Origin of the sequence: Sporolactobacillus terrae (assembly GCF_019930545.1) — a bacterium.
Lineage (GTDB): Bacteria > Bacillota > Bacilli > Bacillales > Sporolactobacillaceae > Sporolactobacillus > Sporolactobacillus terrae.
The window spans coordinates 1,819,461-1,836,775 of record NZ_CP082837.1; the positions used below are offsets into that span (position 1 = coordinate 1,819,461).

General features: G+C 45.7%; 15 protein-coding genes. 2 read left to right on the forward strand and 13 right to left on the reverse strand.

Translation table 11 applies throughout. The features are described 5' to 3' along the window. Positions 1-74: 74 nt before the first annotated feature. From K7399_RS08640 to K7399_RS08695, 12 genes are all read right to left on the reverse strand, one after another. Positions 75-2,867 carry an ATP-binding protein gene (locus K7399_RS08640; protein ID WP_028977595.1) on the reverse strand — a complete coding sequence of 931 codons (2,793 nt, stop codon included), beginning with the start codon at positions 2,865-2,867 and terminating at the stop codon, positions 75-77. 39 nt (positions 2,868-2,906) lie between these two features. Further along, positions 2,907-4,160: a metallophosphoesterase family protein gene (locus K7399_RS08645; protein WP_051578034.1), complete on the reverse strand. Its 1,254-nt coding sequence runs from the start codon at positions 4,158-4,160 to the stop codon at positions 2,907-2,909. A 460-nt stretch (positions 4,161-4,620) separates the two neighbouring features. Continuing rightward, a complete protein-coding gene (locus K7399_RS08650; protein WP_028977593.1) occupies positions 4,621-5,457 on the reverse strand; it encodes a Cof-type HAD-IIB family hydrolase in 837 nt (278 codons plus the stop codon). 165 nt (positions 5,458-5,622) lie between these two features. Then, the gene (locus tag K7399_RS08655) at positions 5,623-5,817 is read right to left on the reverse strand and encodes an alpha/beta-type small acid-soluble spore protein (RefSeq protein ID WP_028977592.1); all 195 of its coding nucleotides are present in this window, start codon (positions 5,815-5,817) and stop codon (positions 5,623-5,625) included. 105 nt (positions 5,818-5,922) lie between these two features. After that, positions 5,923-6,459, reverse strand: a complete 537-nt coding sequence (locus K7399_RS08660; protein WP_028977591.1) for a beta-class carbonic anhydrase — start codon at positions 6,457-6,459, stop codon at positions 5,923-5,925. Between the two features lie 176 nt (positions 6,460-6,635). After that, complete coding sequence (locus K7399_RS08665; RefSeq protein WP_028977590.1) at positions 6,636-6,836, reverse strand: cold-shock protein; 201 nt, start codon at positions 6,834-6,836, stop codon at positions 6,636-6,638. Positions 6,837-7,977: 1,141 nt separating this feature from the next. After that, the gene (locus K7399_RS08670) at positions 7,978-8,361 is read right to left on the reverse strand and encodes a DUF956 family protein (RefSeq protein ID WP_028975930.1); all 384 of its coding nucleotides are present in this window, start codon (positions 8,359-8,361) and stop codon (positions 7,978-7,980) included. Between the two features lie 55 nt (positions 8,362-8,416). Beyond that, positions 8,417-9,328: a PTS system mannose/fructose/sorbose family transporter subunit IID gene (locus K7399_RS08675; protein WP_028975931.1), complete on the reverse strand. Its 912-nt coding sequence runs from the start codon at positions 9,326-9,328 to the stop codon at positions 8,417-8,419. Between the two features lie 19 nt (positions 9,329-9,347). Continuing rightward, positions 9,348-10,157, reverse strand: a complete 810-nt coding sequence (locus tag K7399_RS08680; RefSeq protein ID WP_028975932.1) for a PTS mannose/fructose/sorbose transporter subunit IIC — start codon at positions 10,155-10,157, stop codon at positions 9,348-9,350. A gap of 29 nt (positions 10,158-10,186) precedes the next feature. Beyond that, the gene (locus tag K7399_RS08685; RefSeq protein ID WP_028975933.1) at positions 10,187-11,164 is read right to left on the reverse strand and encodes a mannose/fructose/sorbose PTS transporter subunit IIA; all 978 of its coding nucleotides are present in this window, start codon (positions 11,162-11,164) and stop codon (positions 10,187-10,189) included. Between the two features lie 180 nt (positions 11,165-11,344). Then, positions 11,345-11,842, reverse strand: coding sequence for a PTS sugar transporter subunit IIB (locus tag K7399_RS08690; protein ID WP_081787934.1), 498 nt, complete (start codon positions 11,840-11,842; stop codon positions 11,345-11,347). A 216-nt stretch (positions 11,843-12,058) separates the two neighbouring features. Continuing rightward, positions 12,059-14,911 carry a sigma 54-interacting transcriptional regulator gene (locus K7399_RS08695; RefSeq protein ID WP_028975935.1) on the reverse strand — a complete coding sequence of 951 codons (2,853 nt, stop codon included), beginning with the start codon at positions 14,909-14,911 and terminating at the stop codon, positions 12,059-12,061. A gap of 255 nt (positions 14,912-15,166) precedes the next feature. Between K7399_RS08695 and K7399_RS08700 the strand changes: the two genes are divergently transcribed. Together K7399_RS08700 and K7399_RS08705 are read left to right on the forward strand one after the other, a co-directional pair. Further along, entirely contained in the window at positions 15,167-15,937 is a 771-nt protein-coding gene (locus K7399_RS08700; protein ID WP_028975936.1) for a DeoR/GlpR family DNA-binding transcription regulator, read from the forward strand. Between the two features lie 27 nt (positions 15,938-15,964). Beyond that, positions 15,965-16,792 (forward strand): Cof-type HAD-IIB family hydrolase, encoded by an 828-nt coding sequence (locus K7399_RS08705; protein ID WP_028975937.1) that lies wholly within the window; start codon positions 15,965-15,967, stop codon positions 16,790-16,792. A gap of 144 nt (positions 16,793-16,936) precedes the next feature. Here the strand turns inward: K7399_RS08705 and K7399_RS08710 are convergent, their stop codons facing one another. Then, on the reverse strand, positions 16,937-17,257 hold the full coding sequence (locus tag K7399_RS08710) for a TFIIB-type zinc ribbon-containing protein (RefSeq protein ID WP_028975938.1): 321 nt from the start codon (positions 17,255-17,257) through the stop codon (positions 16,937-16,939). Positions 17,258-17,315 lie beyond the last annotated feature (58 nt).

The window sequence follows — 17,315 nt, forward strand, 5'->3', positions numbered from 1 at the left end:
CATTGTTTATCTCTTAAATTATAGCATGCATGCTCGGCTATTTAGCGTTATGAAACAAATTTGACAAGTACACTTTATTGAGATACCGTTTCTTTCCCTTCCTTCGACAGATTCAGAATGGTTTCCGCATGTTCCTTGAGATATGCGGTCTTGTGGCAAGTAAAAATAATGACTTGGCGCTGCGCCGCAATTTTCTCAAGTAGCGCATAGACTTTTTTCGTTCGCAATGCATCAAAGTTGACAAAACTGTCATCAACGATCATCGGCATGGTTTCATAACCTTGAAAGGCGTCCATTAAAGCAAGGCGCAGACATAGATATAGCTGTTCGGCAGTTCCTCTGCTTAGGTTTGCCGCATGAACGTTCACCCCATCCGCCTGTTCGGCCATAAAACCGGAATCGTTCAACGTCAGTCGTACATAGCGATGATCGGTAACACAGCGAAAATATTCCGCCGCTTTCGTCAACACGTGAGGAAGCCGCTGTTCTCGATAGTTTTCCTTCGCCTTTCTAATCGCCCAGAGTGCTGTTTGCAAGACCGCCCAATCCTTTGCTTTGATCCCTGCATCAGTGACTAAGGTGTGATAGCGGTCCAGAGTCTTGCGATAGGAATTATTCGCTTCCATCGCCGCACTGCTCGCTCGATCTGCAGCAAGTTGATCGCGAACGGATTTCAGTTCCGACTCGCATGCAGACAACTGTGCTTGATAGGTCTGTTCCGACTCTGCTTCCCAGTTCCCACTTTTCAGGTAATCCTCATAAGCTCTGATCCGTTCCTCTGAGCCAGTCAGCTCAAGCAACTGAATTCTAGAGGTTTCGGACTTGCGCTCTAACTCGCAACGGCGCGCATCACGTTCGGCAAGCGCATAAAATTGCGCTTCACTGTCTGCATCGACGTCCTTCAGTAGTTGTGCCTGTTGCTGCTTTAAAGCGTGAATCGCATGAAGCTGACGTTCCTTATGGGTTTCATAATAGGTGCACTGTTTTTCGAGGTCCTCCAGATTTCGAAGATGCGCGAACTCCTTTTGACTGCGTTCCTTGAGATAATCTGCATCCCCGCCGGGAACACCCAGCTGCTCTGCCAACGTCTTTGTTTCGTCTAAAAATGCTTGATGCATTGCTGAAAGCTGCACACGCTGATTATTCAACTGATCCATCTTCCGGCATATTTCTTGACCGTTCTCGACCAACCGAACCTTTTCTTCAGCATCATGTAAATGTTCAATCGCGTAGCCATGGCTGCTGAGCCAAGATTTGATCTCTTGTTCAAGCGTTTGTATCTTCTGTCTGTTTGCCCCAACACGTTGATTCAGCCTAGCTAATTCGTCACGCGCCTCAACCAACTGCTGATGAATCATCATCCGTTGACTGTCCAGACGCTCTTCCTCACCGCCGGCAGCGTAAGTGCGGTTTCTGGGGAACGCGAAAAAATACAAACCGACTAGAATGCCGGCGCCTAAAAAAAGTACGGGTACGGCTGCCAGCGGGGTGATTAGAAGCGCAGAACTTAGCGCCAAAACCGCAGTCGCGCCAACAAGAACACTTATTGGTGCTTGATAATGGCCAGAGTGCGTCGTTTCAGAACGGCGGTGCACATTCTGCTCCTGTGCAACTTTTTTCGCCTCGGTGTTCTTCAGCTGAGCCTCCAATTTATCGACATGTTCGGATGCTGCCGACTGATCATGCATGAGATCGCGCTGTTCATTCTGTTTCTCGTTCCAATTGTCAATTTGAATCTTCAACTGTTTCGGAAAAGATAAATCTGAAGAAGCTTGGCGAATAGCGGTTTCCGACCACTGGCCGCCTAAATAATCGCAGATTCTTTGACAGGCGGTTTTTTGCTCGCGAAGCTCGGTTTCAACGCGACGCAGCTCATTTTCATTTTGTTCATCCTCAACTGCTGATTTGAACAGATGTTGGAGCGCTGCTTCATACCGCTGCCAACGAAGATCGACCTTAATCTTTTGTTGCGCGGCTTGCAGCTGACTGATTTGTTCATTAGTTTGCGCCAATTCCTCACGTTTTGTATTGGCCTGTTTCTTTAAATCATCGTACCGCTGCTTGCCTTGTTGAGGAAACGGAGGATCCGCCTGCAATTGTCGCAATTCCTGCTCGAGCAGCTGACGCGACTGAATCAGTGGCCGCGCGGCGGAGAATGCCGTCCACCATTGAAACGCTTGCTGAAGCTTTCGCTTCGTCGCTTCTAATGTCTCCAGTCGCTTACTGCCTTCTTGAATGCGCTGCTGCAGTTCTTGATAATCATCCATTTTCTTTTCCCATGCGTTCAATTCGGCAGAGCATGCGTTCAGCTGCGTAAATCGTTGATTAATGGCAGGTTTCTTTCCCTTTTTTTTAAAAAGTTCGGCACATTGTTTCTCTAAGGACTGTTCCAGCTTGCCCAGTGTTCCACTGCCGATCATTCCCGCGCCAAGCAAAAGATCGTTCAGATCGGATGGGCTTTTTTTATCGATATCTCTCAGTCCGTCCAAATCAAAACAAAAGACACTCTGAAAAAGCATTCGGTTCATCCCGTGCAAAAGCGAATCCAAATGCACCGGTGCCCCATCCCTTAAATGAAAATCAAGCTGTTCTTGTCCATTGAAGCACCGTTCCAAATGATAAACGTTCCCGTCGTCTCCTGTAAAAGTGATTGATCCGCCAATCGTTTGTGAATCACCATTCCCTTGCCATTGCTCAACGGTTTTTTTCCCAGAAAAACCGAACAACTGGTGCACGATAAACGCCATCATGGTCGATTTTCCGCTTTCATTTTCACCGTAGATCATGACAAGCGGCGTATTCGGTAAGGTGATCCGCTTCCGTTCAAAACGACCGAAGCGGCGTATCGTCAGCGCATTGAGTTTCATTGTTTCCGGCGCTCCCCGTAAGAAACGCGCCGCACCCCCTTATGATTCATTGTCAATTGATCCGCTTTGCGTGTCGTTCAACAAAACATCCGCAAGCAACTGCTCGCTCGCATGGCGGATTTGCTGCTGGTCCTCTGAAGACAAAGGAGGAAGAAAACGCCGGCCCAAGTGATGCGAATACAGCATTTCCGCCGCTTCTTCAACGCTTTTTGGCTGTTCGATTAAGCGGAACAGATCGCCGGCGAAATGTGGACTGTTCATGATCTCCTCTTTATTCCAACCCCCATGAACATCAAAGGTGCCGAGTTCCAGCCAGACGAAATCGCTGAGCGGTTCTTCATCTTCATTGAGCGTTTCAATGACTTCCCGAAACAATTTCTCAAGCGTTTGCTGCGGCAATCCGTGCTGTTCAATCGTGCTGTTCAATCGCACAAACACGCCCTGATGCTTCTCACGCTCGTCTTCCTTAAATGCACGCAACGCTTCCGCCAGCTGATCGGCCGTTTCGATCTGACCAAAGAATCGATCGGCATGGATCCACTCAATATCGGAAGTAGGCAGAAAACGGACTTCAGCATGATGCTGCGTCAACCGAACAACGGATGCGCCTTTTAATCCAAGCTCAGAATCCTTAAATGACAGCCCCTGAAGATCGCCCGGGTACCAGGCAGGTACTGAGGTCGGCAACTGCTGTCTTTTATGTATATGTCCCAGTGCCCAATAGTCAAATCCGGCCGTCTCCAAGTCGGACAGCGTAAACGGAGCGTAATGTCCGTCATCAATCCCACTTTTTTCTTCCCCATGCAGAAGGGCGATATGAAAATCCGCAGTTCCGCTTTTGCGATAATGTGCAGCCATATTTTCTTTTACCCATTTCTGGTGATAGCTGAATCCGTACAAATGCACAACCTGACCATTTGCGCAAGTCAAAGTAAAACATTCGGGTGTTTCCGGAAAAACGTGGACATTGTCGGGCAGTCGGAGCTGATTCCATGTTTCGTTGACAAAATCGTGGTTCCCGTATACAAGATAAACAGGAATCGATGCAGCGTACAAGCGCCGCATTTCTTTAACAAAGGCGTGCTGCGCCTTAATGCTTCGATGGCTGTTGTCGAAAAGATCTCCGGATATGATGAGAAAGTCGGCCTTCTCATGAAGTACCGCGTCAACAAGGCGCTGTAAAGCAATAAATGTGCTGCGTGCCGCGCGTTCGTGAAGCGACTCTGGCAGCCGTGTCAATCCTTCAAACGGTCGATCCAAGTGCAGATCGGCAGCATGCAAAAACCGAATCAAAGCGCGTTCCTCCTCGTCTTATCCATTTGTTTCATTTTATCACAGACGATCACATGTTCGCAATTCATTGTACAGCTTTCACGGAACCAGCACTTTGTATCGACTTCGTTTTCAGACCTTCCAATGGAGCGTTTTATCCTTCGAGAGCAGCTTAGAAGCTGCTCGTTTGCCGTAGGCGTACCGCGAGCCTCCTCCAACAGGTGAGACTCTGCGTGGTCTCGCTGACACGTATCAACTAAGCGCGATCCCGCAAGCGCCAGAGCACTTTCGTGACTTCCGCAGGATGCGATGACTTTCGCGTTGCATACAGGACGTATGCGCACTTAGCGAAAGTTCCTTTACAATTAACGGAAGTTCCTCTTCAATGACGCTAATCATCGTACCGGCAAGGGCAAATCGCATACTTTCTTTTACAGCAAAAAAACAGCCTGTGGCAGGCTGCAAGTTGTAGATCTTCCTATCAGTGCACTCGGATCTGTTTCCGGAACACTTCGCGTACCATATAAGCAACACCGTCCATATCGTTTGAACGCGTCACCCACTCTGCTTTTGCTTTGACTTCTTTCGGGGCATTGCGCATGGCCACACCAAGTCCGCACTTTTCAATCATCTCTAAGTCGTCGAACCCATCACCAACTGCAACAATCTCATGAAGCGGAATGCCAAGCTGTCCGGCAAAAAACAGCAAACCGTTAAACTTCGATGTTCCTTGACGAACAATCGTCATACGATCCGAACCGGCTCTCGATGTTTCCAGCGATGGAAAATAATCGCTGATCGCTTTTTCAAGATCATCCGTCGTCTTTTTATCATCCACTTTCACTTTAACATCAGTCGCTGCCTCATAATTTTCAAGCAGATATTGACTGAGCGAGTCAACATAGGTGACTGGGTAGAAGAGCGGCTCATTCATTCCGATTGTCATTTTTGCAATCAAGTTTTTCGAATGCGGCCGATTGCTGACAGACAGACGTTCATGGGACATTTGAATTTGACATGGATACGTTTCAAGAAATTCGGCTAATTGAATCAAGACACTATGATCAATTTTACTTGTGTAGACGGGATCATCCATCGACGATGAAACGAATGCTCCGTTATGAGTGATAATCGGCTGTGTCAAACGCAGCGCTCGCGCAACCTTTGCCGCAGAGTGAAAATGCCGTTCAGAGACTAGAGTGACAATAACGCCTTTTTTTTGAGCATACTGAATGGCATCCTTTGTCTGCCGATCAAGGCGATTGTTGCTGTTCAGCAGGGTTCCATCGATGTCCAATGCAAGTAAGCGATATACCAAGGTTCTCCCCCTCTTCGGAATCCATATCAGTATTTCATTCCTGTGTAGAGCCTATGAGCAAACCCGCAAAAATAGAACAAGGTATCCGTTCGTCCGAACTAAAAAGAAAAAGGAACAGCATCAGCCGTTCCTTTTATAAACGCTATTCCTTTTTCGTGCTTATACTTATTTTGTTGTTCCGCCGAATTGCGACTGGGCTTGTGCCACCAGGCGTTTGGTAATTTCCCCACCAACAGAACCGTTTGCTCTTGATGTTGAATCCGGTCCAAGATTAACACCGAATTCGCGAGCGATTTCTTCTTTCATCTGATTGACTGCTTGTTGTACACCTGGCACGACTAAATTATTTGAATTTGCCATGTGTTTCACCTCCCTTACAGCACATATTTTGCACCGTAAGAGAAATCTATATTCGGGAAGTTCATTGGCATATATAGGAAAAGGAGACTGAAAAGATGCAACTGCTCAGACCTGTTTCAATTCACCGGTTTTCGGATCAATCACCAAGCCAATGACCGGTGTATCTTCAGGAAGCAGTGGATGACTTTTTACAATCGATACGCTCTTTTGCACTTCGTTTTCAACCGTTTGAAAACCATTCAGCCACTCACGAACATCAATGCCTACCTCAGCAAACTGCTTATCCATAATACCGCGCGCTTTAATGTCTTGAATCATTTTATCTGACTTAAGTCCGTGCATGCCGCAATCGGTGTGACCAATAATATAAACGGCTTCAGATCCTAACTCGTAGAGCGAAACTAGAATACTTTTCATGGTATTGCTGTAAGGGGATTCAACCATGCCACCAGCCGTCTTCAGCATGATTGCGTCACCATTTTTCACATTTAATGCTTTGGGCAACAGTTCAATCAAACGGCAGTCCATGCAGGAGACAATCGTCATCTTTTTTGTTGGCCGACTCGGTGCTTCATAAGAACGATAAGCGTGTTCGGCAACGAATTTTTGATTAAATGAAAGCAGATCTTCCAACTGTGACATCGTTTACTTCCTCCAAGTAAGTGATAAACATCACCGTTATCATAAGATAATTTAATGACGGAGTCCACTCATACGACTTAACCGCAAACTTGCCCGAGTCGCTCGCTCGTTCGTTCTTAACGCGCAAAAAAAGCCACCTCCTGATTAGGAGACGACTTTTTTAATCCTTCAATCAATCACAGCTTAACAACGTTAGCTGCTTGCGGTCCACGGTTGCCTTCAACAACTTCGAATTCAACTTGTTGACCTTCGTCAAGCGTTTTGAAGCCGTCCGTTTGGATAGCGCTAAAGTGAACGAATACGTCGTTTTCACCTGGAACTTCGATGAAACCGAAGCCTTTTTCGCTGTTAAACCATTTAACTGTACCTGTTTTCAAAATGAAAACCTCCTAAAAATTGGATATCCAATTACTTGAACATCGAAAAAATTTGATATATGCGTATGTTTTATCCGGCGTACCTTAACCTTGATACTCAGATTCGCAAATCTTTTGCATCGAGGGTCTTCCCGCAAAAATAAAAAATTCACATATTATAAAAAGTATCAATAAAGTACACACACATTGATAATCCTTTTATAACACGTGAATTATAAATGTTGCCTTTTATCATACATACACAATCATAAAATTAGACCTAAATCAAACAAAACATTACATCATTAGATTTTCGGGCGCCAAAACAACGAAAGCCCTACCTCTCTTCCATCCTTACGGTTCCTCTGACCGCGCCAGTATGATCCAGCGCAAAAATAAATCAGCTTCTCATCCAACCTGCTGCCAGTATTGCCAAAAACATCATCAAATCTACATGAAAATCGTGATAAAAATGATATATCCCATTAGGTCTACTTTAGTATAAGTTGTATTGCCGATAAAGTCAAATCAAAAAAAATCTTTTCATTAGAAATGCCTACGCATAGCAAATCCCTTCGTACATAAATGTGACGAAAGTGACGGGCAAAATACGCCCGGTCCTTACTTCCGCCTTCCATTCGGGCTTTGTTCATCACCTTGTGCACAAACGACACTCCAGCTGCTCGCTTGCCGCGGGCGATCCGGAAGCCTCCTCGGACACGCAATTGATCTGCGGGGTCTTCCTTGGCTCGCTGTTCCCGCAGGCGTCTCGCGCTTTCGTGTCTCGAGCTAACTCTTATTGATGAAATTGCCGCTTATCGTTCTACACCAAAGCAAAATCATAAACTTTCTTTTCCTGTGAGAAAAACCAAGCTGTGCTTGGTCCTCTATCTCCAGCCATGTGTGATGGATTCGTGTCTTTTCGGTGCTGAATCGTCGCTTCGGTTACTCGCTGGCACGCAGCAACAACGCGCGATCCCGCAGGCGCCAGAGCACCTCCGCTTTGATTCATAGTCAAGACACGGGTCTATGGGTTTGAAGATGGGGCAAAATCTTATACTTTCTTTTCCTGAAAAAAAACAGCCGTTTACAAAACGACTGTTTGTTCAGATGAGGCGCAGCAAACGAAACATGTGCTTCTAATTCTTTAAAAGTGGCGAGACTATTGACTTCTTTTTCGGACAAACATCGCTTTTAGGCCGCGTTTGACAACTTGAAAGAACGTCAGCGACTTGACCATGCGTTCTGATTCCACGTAGTTGCGTATCGCACGCAAAACGTCTTTTGGATGCTTGGAAGAAAAAGTGTACGTTCCATTTTTCTTCGTCCGTAGTGCATAGCGGGGGATCCACTTTCCTTGGAACATCACTGAAGCAATGACATAATCGACTTCATTCCAAGGGATGCGAATGTATTTTTGGGCATTTCGGGCATTATAAAATTCAAACGCCTTGTCGCCGATCATGACTTTGCCGTAATCAGTCAGCCCCATATAAGACGTGGCATCCGCTACAAAATCGACTTTTGTATTCACTGATTGAACCATTTTTCTCCACTTCCTTTCGTTTCGCTTACCCATGCTTCACCAAAAAACTTCACGCTTACATTAAGTGAATGACATGAAAGACAATACCAATCACGAACAATCCGAGAATAATAACAATTGGAGAGACTTTCTTCTTAAGCAGCCACATGCAAAAAAGTGTTAGTACCAAGGCTGCTAAACCAGGGATTAAACTGTCCAAATTATTTTGTAATGTCGTGACTTTATGCGCTTCTAGTGAAAGACCAGCAGCTTGCTGTTCCAACGCCTCTTTAATCCCTTGCGCTCCGGAAGGTAATTTACTCCAATCAATATAGGCACCGTTGTCAAGTTTCACTGACGATACAATTGGCGTGAATTTCACCGATACCCAACGGTTCACTAATGCACCGAGGATGAACATACCAAGAATCGATGCACCTTTCGTAATATCTTGAAGTAATCCACCGGATAAATCGTCAGTAATTTTAGAACCCGCTTTGTAACCAAATTCTTGTGTATACCACATGAATGCCATACGAATAATATTCCAGCCAACGAAATAAAGAATAGGTCCGAGGATGTTGCCGCCCATCGCAAGAGAAGCTGCCAATGCGCCAAGGATTGGTTTGACTGTGAACCAGAAAACCGGATCACCGATACCTGCTAACGGCCCCATCATACCGACCTTAACCCCTTGAATGGCCACGTCATCAACCGGCGCACCATTCGCACGTTCTTCTTCAAGCGCTAAAGTGACACCAATAATGGGTGAAGCGACATACGGGTGCGTATTAAAGAACTCTAAGTGACGTTTTAGTGCGGCAGCACGATCTTCCTTAGACGTGTATAATTTTTTAATTGCGGGAATCATTGAGTAGGCCCAACCACCGTTTTGCATCCGTTCATAGTTCCAAGAACCTTGAAGGAACGTTGAGCGCCACCAAACCGAAATACGATCTTTTTTTGATAGTTTCAATTCTTGTGCCATTGCTATCTCCCCCTCCTTCTTAGTAATTATCAATAATATCGCCTAATGGATCACCGGTGTTTGCATTTCCGCCCTTACCTGAGCCGCCGCCTTGTTTCGAAAGCGCTAAATAGATCAGTGCAAGCGCCACACCAATCGCACCGAGACCGATCAATGTGATTTGTGTCACCGTCGCGAGTACAAAGCCAATCGCGAAGAATGGCCATACTTCTTTTGTCGCCATCATGTTAATCACCATTGCATAACCTACGGCGACGACCATGCCCCCGCCAATTGCTAAACCGTCTGTCAACCAAATCGGCATTGATGCAAGCAACCCTCGAACCGGACCGGCACCAATCGCCAAAATTAATGCGGCCGGGATTGCAATACGTACCCCTTGCATGCAGATCGCGATGATGTGCCAAAATTCAATTTTTCTAAAATTCCCTTCTCTAGCTGCAGCATCCATCAGGTGGACAAAGCCTGTTGCAATCGTACGGCAGATGATTGTTAATAATAAGCCTGCAACAGCGAGCGGAACGGCAATCGCGATTGCCGAAGATACGCCAGCGTTCCCTTGTCCGCCGAGAACCAAAATAATTGCAGATGCGACCGATGCGAGCGCAGCATCAGGTGCGACTGCAGCACCTATATTTGCCCAACCTAGAGCAATCATTTGCAGCGTACCACCGAGGATAAGACACGGGATCAAGTCTCCCGTAACTAAGCCGATTAACGTACAAGCAATGACCGGTTGGTGGAAGTGAAATTCATCCAAGATTCCTTCCATACCAGCCAGAAATGCGATGATAACGACTAATATCATTTGAATAATGTTCAAATCCATGATGATTAATCCCCCTTTTCACCTGATCATTAAGATTTTCTTAATCGATTTAACTCGTCTTGAGCTTTCTTGATAATTTCGTCCATGTTACCTTTTGAATCGTTTGGAACTTTACGTACATCGAAGTCCAAACCAGCTTTTTTCAGCTTAATGAACGTATCAATGTCCTCTTGGCCAAACGCCAACACCTTGTTCGGCTGAACTTTACCTGGCGAGTGTGCCAAAGAACCAACGTTGATCGTCTTCAATGGAACGCCGCCTTCAACCGCCCTAAGCGCGTCCTGTGGGTTTTCGAAAAGAAGTAATGCACGTTGGCCGCCGAAGTGTTGATCATCTTTTGCAAGTTTGATCATTTGATCGACAGGAACCACATGTGCTTTAACGCCTGGCGGAGCAGCTTGCTGGATCAATTTCTTACGCAGTTCATCCTTAGCTACCGCATCAGAGACAACGATGATCCGTGTCGGTCGTGTTGTCTTTGTCCAAGCCGTTGCGACTTGACCGTGAAGCAGGCGAGAATCAATACGTGCTAACACGTATTTAAATGTACCGGACGTCCCCGCATTGGATTGTTGCGCAGGAGCCGCTACCGTTGCTTTTACTGACTCTAATTCCTCGGGTCTTACTTTGACCCCTTCCTTTGCTGTGCGCAAAATATGCTTCGCAATTTCACGCGCGGTGTTCATTGATAAGCGTGAAGCATACGCTTCAATCAACATCGGCAAATTCATACCCGCAACGATTGCCCATTTGTCTTTGTGCGCTTCAAACAAGCTGTTGACTTGATTAAACGGTGTACCGCCCCAAAGATCGACTAAAAACAGCACTTCTTCTTGATCGTTTAAAGATGCAATGGCTTCTTTCATCTTTGCCTTTACATCATCGGGGCCTTCGCTTGGCATTAAAGTAACCGTTTTGACATTTTCCTGCTCGCCGAAAATCATTGAGCCGGACTGGAAAATGCCTTCAGCAAAATTGCCGTGGCTTGCCAGGATAATACCCACCATTGCTTCCTACCTCCTATTTATGAAATTTTCACTTTAGCAGATACCTAAAGCATCCCGTTCTGTTATCGCTTTCATAAAAGACTAAAACAGCATAGCCGATTGATTCGCCGTACGGAAACCTCACCCCCTTCATGTTTGCAAGCGTGCACTGTAAGGAAGGCGGGCTCGAAATCATTTACGCTAAACTAAACCCTTTTCGGAAAGCGACTTCCAAAGATTCTTTGAACTGTCATTTGAGACCTTTCGGACATCAAGCTTAATTCCCTGATCATGGAGCCACTTGAAAGCTGCCACATCGGCTGGATTTACAGCGATCGCATCGGTAACCATGACACGCGTCGTGTCAAAACTGATCGCACCAATATTAACCGAATCGATCGTTATGCCGCCTTCGACAATACGTCTTGCATCAACGGGATCTTCAACCAAAATCATCGGTTTTAAAAGGTCGAAACGCGGATCGTGATACATTCTGATCATTTTCTCAACCGTGATGACATTCGTTTTGATCCCAGGAGGGGCAGCTTGTATGATCAATGTCTTGCGTGTCCGATCACTCGCCACACGATCGGACACAATTAAGATCCGGTTAACCTTGATGACTTTTGCCCAATTCGTCGTCACTTGCCCATGCAACAAGCGGCTGTCAATACGTAAAAAACGCACATCCATTGTCATGACCATTCACCAACATTTCGCGTGCAACCAAAGCAACTCATCCTATCACGCGCCACCTTTTCCAAGTAAGTCGCGAAAAAGCCAAAAGATCTCAAAGAATACAGACATCACAACACAAGCAAATTGCATGCCACTTTTTGTGTATCGCATCGCGAAGCTGAGCTAATAGCCTTTCTCCACTAATAAAAAAAATAATTGACACATTTAAACTGTGTATCAATTATTTTGTGTATCACTTTTTTCTTTTTCTGTATTAAGTAATTCAACGATATAAAACACTTCTGCGTCTGAAAGATTGATATTAAGCGTTTCATGCAGAATTTCGTTTGCCTGTTTCACGATCGGATACAGTTTTTCCATTCTGATCCTCGACAGTCTTTGTTCGTCAACACGCATTTCTGAGCGTGTCAGATAACGCTCAAGTGACCCTGCCATATGCATGATCAAACTAATCTTGAAAGCATTTGACAGTTTAGACTGACTGCGCTGCTGAATAAAATCGCAATACCCCCATAATATGTTTACAATTTTCCCAGGATTAATGAAAGTAAAGTAGCGTCCCAGATAGTTCTGACTCATTTCTTTCGTTAAGAGCTCCGAATGTTCGAAAGTCTCAGCCTCATATACAGCATGATTGTCTATCTCTTCGATCAGACTGACAAAGCGCTCGCCTCCACCCTGCAATAAGTCTTCTAATGAAACAAACGGAACAGCAACTTGGGGTTTCACAACACCGGTTGCGGCGACGATTTGATAGTCTTGCTGAATCTTGACAATTTGTTCGTTCATCGTCACAAGCGAAACGGTAATCACGGTGATATCATCGATCAGATGATCAACTAAGATCTTATCTAACAGGTCTTTGATTCGCTTAGCCGTTCCTTCACCAGTCGAACAAATCGCAATAATCGCTTTCTCTCGTTGATCGGATCGTTTCTGGACATCTTTCTTCTTTTGCTGCACCTTTTCGATCGTTCGCGAGTAGCCATTAAATTCACGCAATTCCCGATAGACGGTTTCAAGATCACTATCGATCAGTGCTGTTTTACGCGCGGCTTCAAGCACCATCGCTGTCGTCACCATATCGATCGTTCGGACATGAATAGTCGTTTTCTCGATCAGTTTATTGCTAAATGTGCTCAGAGACCCCATATCCACCAAGAGTAGAACGCCGCTGCCTTGATCGATCCGCTTCACTTGCGCGGCAATCCCGGCCAATGCGACTTTGGGGCTCATTTCAAGCGGCATATCGTAGGCAGCAATGTTATCGACAGACAGCAGTTGCGAAACAACGCGCACCATTGAGGAGGCGGTACTGTCACCATGGGCTGCCACAACGATGCCGACTTTTCCGGTTTTAGGTTCTGATTTAAGCGACACTAAAAGAATCGCCATGTAATAAACTTCAGATTCTGGAATCGGAAAATGATAATGATCTCTGATCAAATCTTTCACGCGTTCGGCAATCTTGAGTTCGACCGGATAATCATGGACCATTGAAATCAAATCAGCTGAAATCGTACGCAGCGGTTTCCCTGACTGGATCCGTTTGATAAAAGAACTGATGTGCAGGCTCATCGCATAAATGAATTGATCCCTGACCGGATAATTTTCTCTTTCCTGAAGCAGTCGCTGTATCTGCTTTGTTAACTCAATAATTTCTTGATCAACGATCTCACCTAGACCGTCGATTGTTTTGTCCAACTTTCCCTGACGATAGAAAGATTTTAAATGCAAATTAATATCGGTCATCACGAAGTGATTAATCGCAGCTTGATCCAATCCATCTTCTTTCAGCAGTGCAGCTTTATCGCCAATGATTTCATACAAATTATACGGCAACTCATAACTGTCAATGTCGGGCGTTCCGCGCTGGGCATCAGGCTTAATTACCATCATCGGCTCAAGTAAGCGGCTCAAATTCCCCAGCTCCCGGCGATCGCTTGCCAAGTTGGAAAGTCCGTCTTTAATATTCGGCGGCAACTGGTTAAAAAGCAGCGTAATTTCATGTTTATGATGCATGCTGTTCAAGAACCCTTGAGCGCAAACTAATTGAATATTCGATTTCAATTGCCCAACATTACCGTAGGTGACACTTCCCAGCAAAGCCTGCACGACGTCTTCACTTAAGCGAATATTTTTATGAATCCGATTCGCTTCAAGCGTTAATAGTTGTTCTAATAATTGCAACTTTTCACGAGCACTTCTTTGGTTAAAATCCGGCAGCTGAATGATAATCGGAATACGACGGACAAAAGTCTGCAACAATGAACTTTTCGGGTCTTCAGTTGTTGCGTAAACAAGCCTGACGTCCGCATGATGCACTTTGGCAGTCTCGCCTAAACGACTGTAGGTTCCATGATCCATAAAATAAAAGATCATTTCTTGCCCCTCAGGCGGCAGACGATGAACTTCATCAAGAAAAAGCATTCCGCCGTCAGCTTCCTGAATCAGGCCAGCTTTATCCGCATTGGCACCAGTAAAAGCTCCCTTGACATAGCCAAACAGATGCGACATCAATAACTGTGGATTGTGTGCGTAATCCGCACAATTGAATGTGGTAAATCCCTTTTTGGAAATGATCTTTCGATCCAATGCAAAATGGTACATTTTATGAGCAAAATAGGTCTTCCCCGATCCTGTCGGCCCAATAATCAGTGTATTCAGTCCGTGCGGCGGATACAGCAGCGCTGCTTTGGCTTGTTCGACCTGATTCTTCAGGCTGTCACGGCTGCCAATCATGCTCTTAAAAACATCCACTTCGTGCTTCTTTGCTGCAACTTCCCCTTTCGTGCTTGGATCACGAATCCGTGCATATCCTGCAAATCCGATGTTCGGCTTCTGCTGCATCTTCATTTCATCTTTTCCGGCTGCATGATTCACGAAATAGTGAACGGGTCGGCCATTGGTTTTCTTCACCCTGCCCTCTCTGACAAGCTGATTGAGCACCTTGCTCACATTCGGGCGTAGTACACCGATCGCTTCGGATAGTTCGCTTGTTGTAACACCTTGATCCATACTGCGTGCGTACGTTTCCAAATAGGTTAAAACTTTTTCACGCCGTGTCACTCGATGCCCCCCTTTTTATATATTGTGTATCGCTAGTGTATCACAGTTTGGGAAAGTAAGCGAATTCATTATCTTTATCAAAGGGTTTATATTGCATCCGATCATCTGTACACCTGTTGAAACCAAAAATATAAGCGCCTTTTTACTTACAATTACTTGACTTTTAGCTGTCTTAACTTACAATTACTTAATAAAGGTCCGGTTTACTATAATCTTCAATGCCGTTAACACAACGAATCCCTTGAAAGGGGCTGAGTGATCATTTATCAAGAAGAACGTCTTGTCACCATTCTTGATGTGCTTCAAAAAAAACACAGCCTTTCCGTCGCGGATCTCTGTGCACTGCTGCATGTCTCACGCGACACAGCCCGGCGCGACATCGTTAAACTCACCGAGCAAGGAGCTGCCATCCGCACACACGGAGGAATCGCGCTTCCTGATTTGAAGAAACGCATTCTTGCCTATCGCGAACGGATGAAGGCTTATTCGCAAGAAAAGATGCTTATCGGAAAGAAAGCATTATCCTTTTTAGCGCCTAATGGTACTTACTTTCTGAACGCATCGACAACGATCTCATGCATGGCAAAACAAATGCATGATTCAGTAAGCATTTTCACCCATTCACTTGATGTTGCGGATTTATTATCCGAGGATGAGCAAAGCAGCGTCTATCTATTCGGAGGCAGCTTCCAACTGCGAAATCGATTTTTCTTTTCCGTGGACAGCATCAAACAGATCGAGCGTCTTCATTTTGATGCTGCCTTTCTCGGCGCCGCTGCACTAGGCACGGACGGTATTTATTATGAGGATGAGGAGGATGCATGGATTAGCCGAACCGTCTCCGAGCGATCCGATCGTACCTTGATTCTGGCTGACCATAAGAAATGCGAACAAATGAGCCGTTTTAAAGCGTTCGACTGGGATGCCGTCGATCAATTCATTACCGATTGCAAGCCGCCTGAGAAAATCGATGCCGCATGTAAAATGCAAGGCGCGGAGTTGATTCTTATTGACTCTGATTCATGACAAATGGTGTTAAAGGAGTGGGTTTTAGTGGCGATTCAAGTAATCTTCAGCGATATTGACGGTACTCTGATTACGACGCATCATCAACTGACTGAACGGACCATCCATGCGGTTCACGCCTGCGCGAAGCAAAACATCCCTTTTATCCTCGTTTCCGCCCGTATGCCAAGCGGTATTCTGCCGCTGCAGCAGCGACTCGGTTTAGCCGGTCCGATGATCTGTTACAGCGGTGCTTTAATCGTTGACTCGGTGCAGCTAGACGGGGAGCCTCTGCAAGCAACGACACTGGCGCCACAGGCAGCAAAGACTGTGTGGCAGCAAGTAGATGCCCATTTTCCCTCCGTGAGCTTCTCGGCATACAGTTTTGATCGCTGGCTTGTCCCGGAGCCCGCCAACCCTTGGGTCCTTCAGGAACAAGCAATCGCCGCAACACCGATGCATCGTTTCGACTTCTTGGAGAATCCCTTAAGAAAATGGCCGCCGCTGCATAAAATTCTTTGTATGGGAGCACCGGAAGAAATCGATGCACTGGAGCAGCGATTGACCGATGTGTCGCTTGATGCCATCTTCTATAAGTCCAAATCCACCTATTTGGAGATTACCTCGAAACAGGTCAGCAAAGCTTCAGCAATGCAGCACATTATTGATTTCTATCATGTTGCACGTGAACAGACGCTCGCCTTTGGAGATAATTATAACGATGTACCGATGCTGCGCTATGCTGGAGTCGGTGTGGCGATGGCCAATGCACCGATGCAAGTGAAAGGATCTGCCGACTACATCACGTTGTCCAATGATCAAGACGGCATCGCCGCCGCGCTTGAGCGTTTCAGCGTGCTTCCAGCAGCTTATTAAGCCCTTGAGGAAACGAAGGAAAAGGATATCCCTTAAAAAAATGCGTGTAGACCGATGCCGTTGTGCTTGAAAAAACAACACGGCACAGCCGTTTAAAACATCATCGATTAAAAAGTCCAGAGCATCGCCTCTGGACTTTTTCGATTAATCAAAAATATCGCCTAGCATATCCATCACCGATTTTTTCTTTTTTCGTCGCGGATATTTGCCTTTTACATAATCATCACGGTCATTTCTCTGATCGTGGTAGTGGCGATCACGCTCCTTATCGTGACGCGCATTATGCTCGTCATCATCGTCATACCAATCATTAAATGGACGGCGGACTTCCTGTACGCGGCGCGAAAGTTTGTCAAGTTCGCCGCGGTCCAGCCACATCCCCTTACAATTTGGACAAACATCAATCAAGACCCCGTCTTTTTCAACTTCTTTCATACGCACTTCATCACAAATTGGGCAATACATCCGAGCACTCCCTCTCTTTTCTAAAATCACTATGAATGCGCTTTATTTATTATATAGT

What these genes read in the sequence shown, in the direction of transcription:
- K7399_RS08675 (WP_028975931.1), bottom strand. Translation starts at nt 9,328, where the DNA reads ATGGCACAAGAATTGAAACTATCAAAAAAAGATCGTATTTCGGTTTGG.
- K7399_RS08640 (WP_028977595.1), bottom strand. Translation starts at nt 2,867, where the DNA reads ATGAAACTCAATGCGCTGACGATACGCCGCTTCGGTCGTTTTGAACGG.
- K7399_RS08690 (WP_081787934.1), bottom strand. Translation starts at nt 11,842, where the DNA reads ATGACAATGGATGTGCGTTTTTTACGTATTGACAGCCGCTTGTTGCAT.
- K7399_RS08710 (WP_028975938.1), bottom strand. Translation starts at nt 17,257, where the DNA reads ATGTATTGCCCAATTTGTGATGAAGTGCGTATGAAAGAAGTTGAAAAA.
- K7399_RS08685 (WP_028975933.1), bottom strand. Translation starts at nt 11,164, where the DNA reads ATGGTGGGTATTATCCTGGCAAGCCACGGCAATTTTGCTGAAGGCATT.
- K7399_RS08670 (WP_028975930.1), bottom strand. Translation starts at nt 8,361, where the DNA reads ATGGTTCAATCAGTGAATACAAAAGTCGATTTTGTAGCGGATGCCACG.
- K7399_RS08660 (WP_028977591.1), bottom strand. Translation starts at nt 6,459, where the DNA reads ATGTCACAGTTGGAAGATCTGCTTTCATTTAATCAAAAATTCGTTGCC.
- K7399_RS08655 (WP_028977592.1), bottom strand. Translation starts at nt 5,817, where the DNA reads ATGGCAAATTCAAATAATTTAGTCGTGCCAGGTGTACAACAAGCAGTC.
- K7399_RS08680 (WP_028975932.1), bottom strand. Translation starts at nt 10,157, where the DNA reads ATGGATTTGAACATTATTCAAATGATATTAGTCGTTATCATCGCATTT.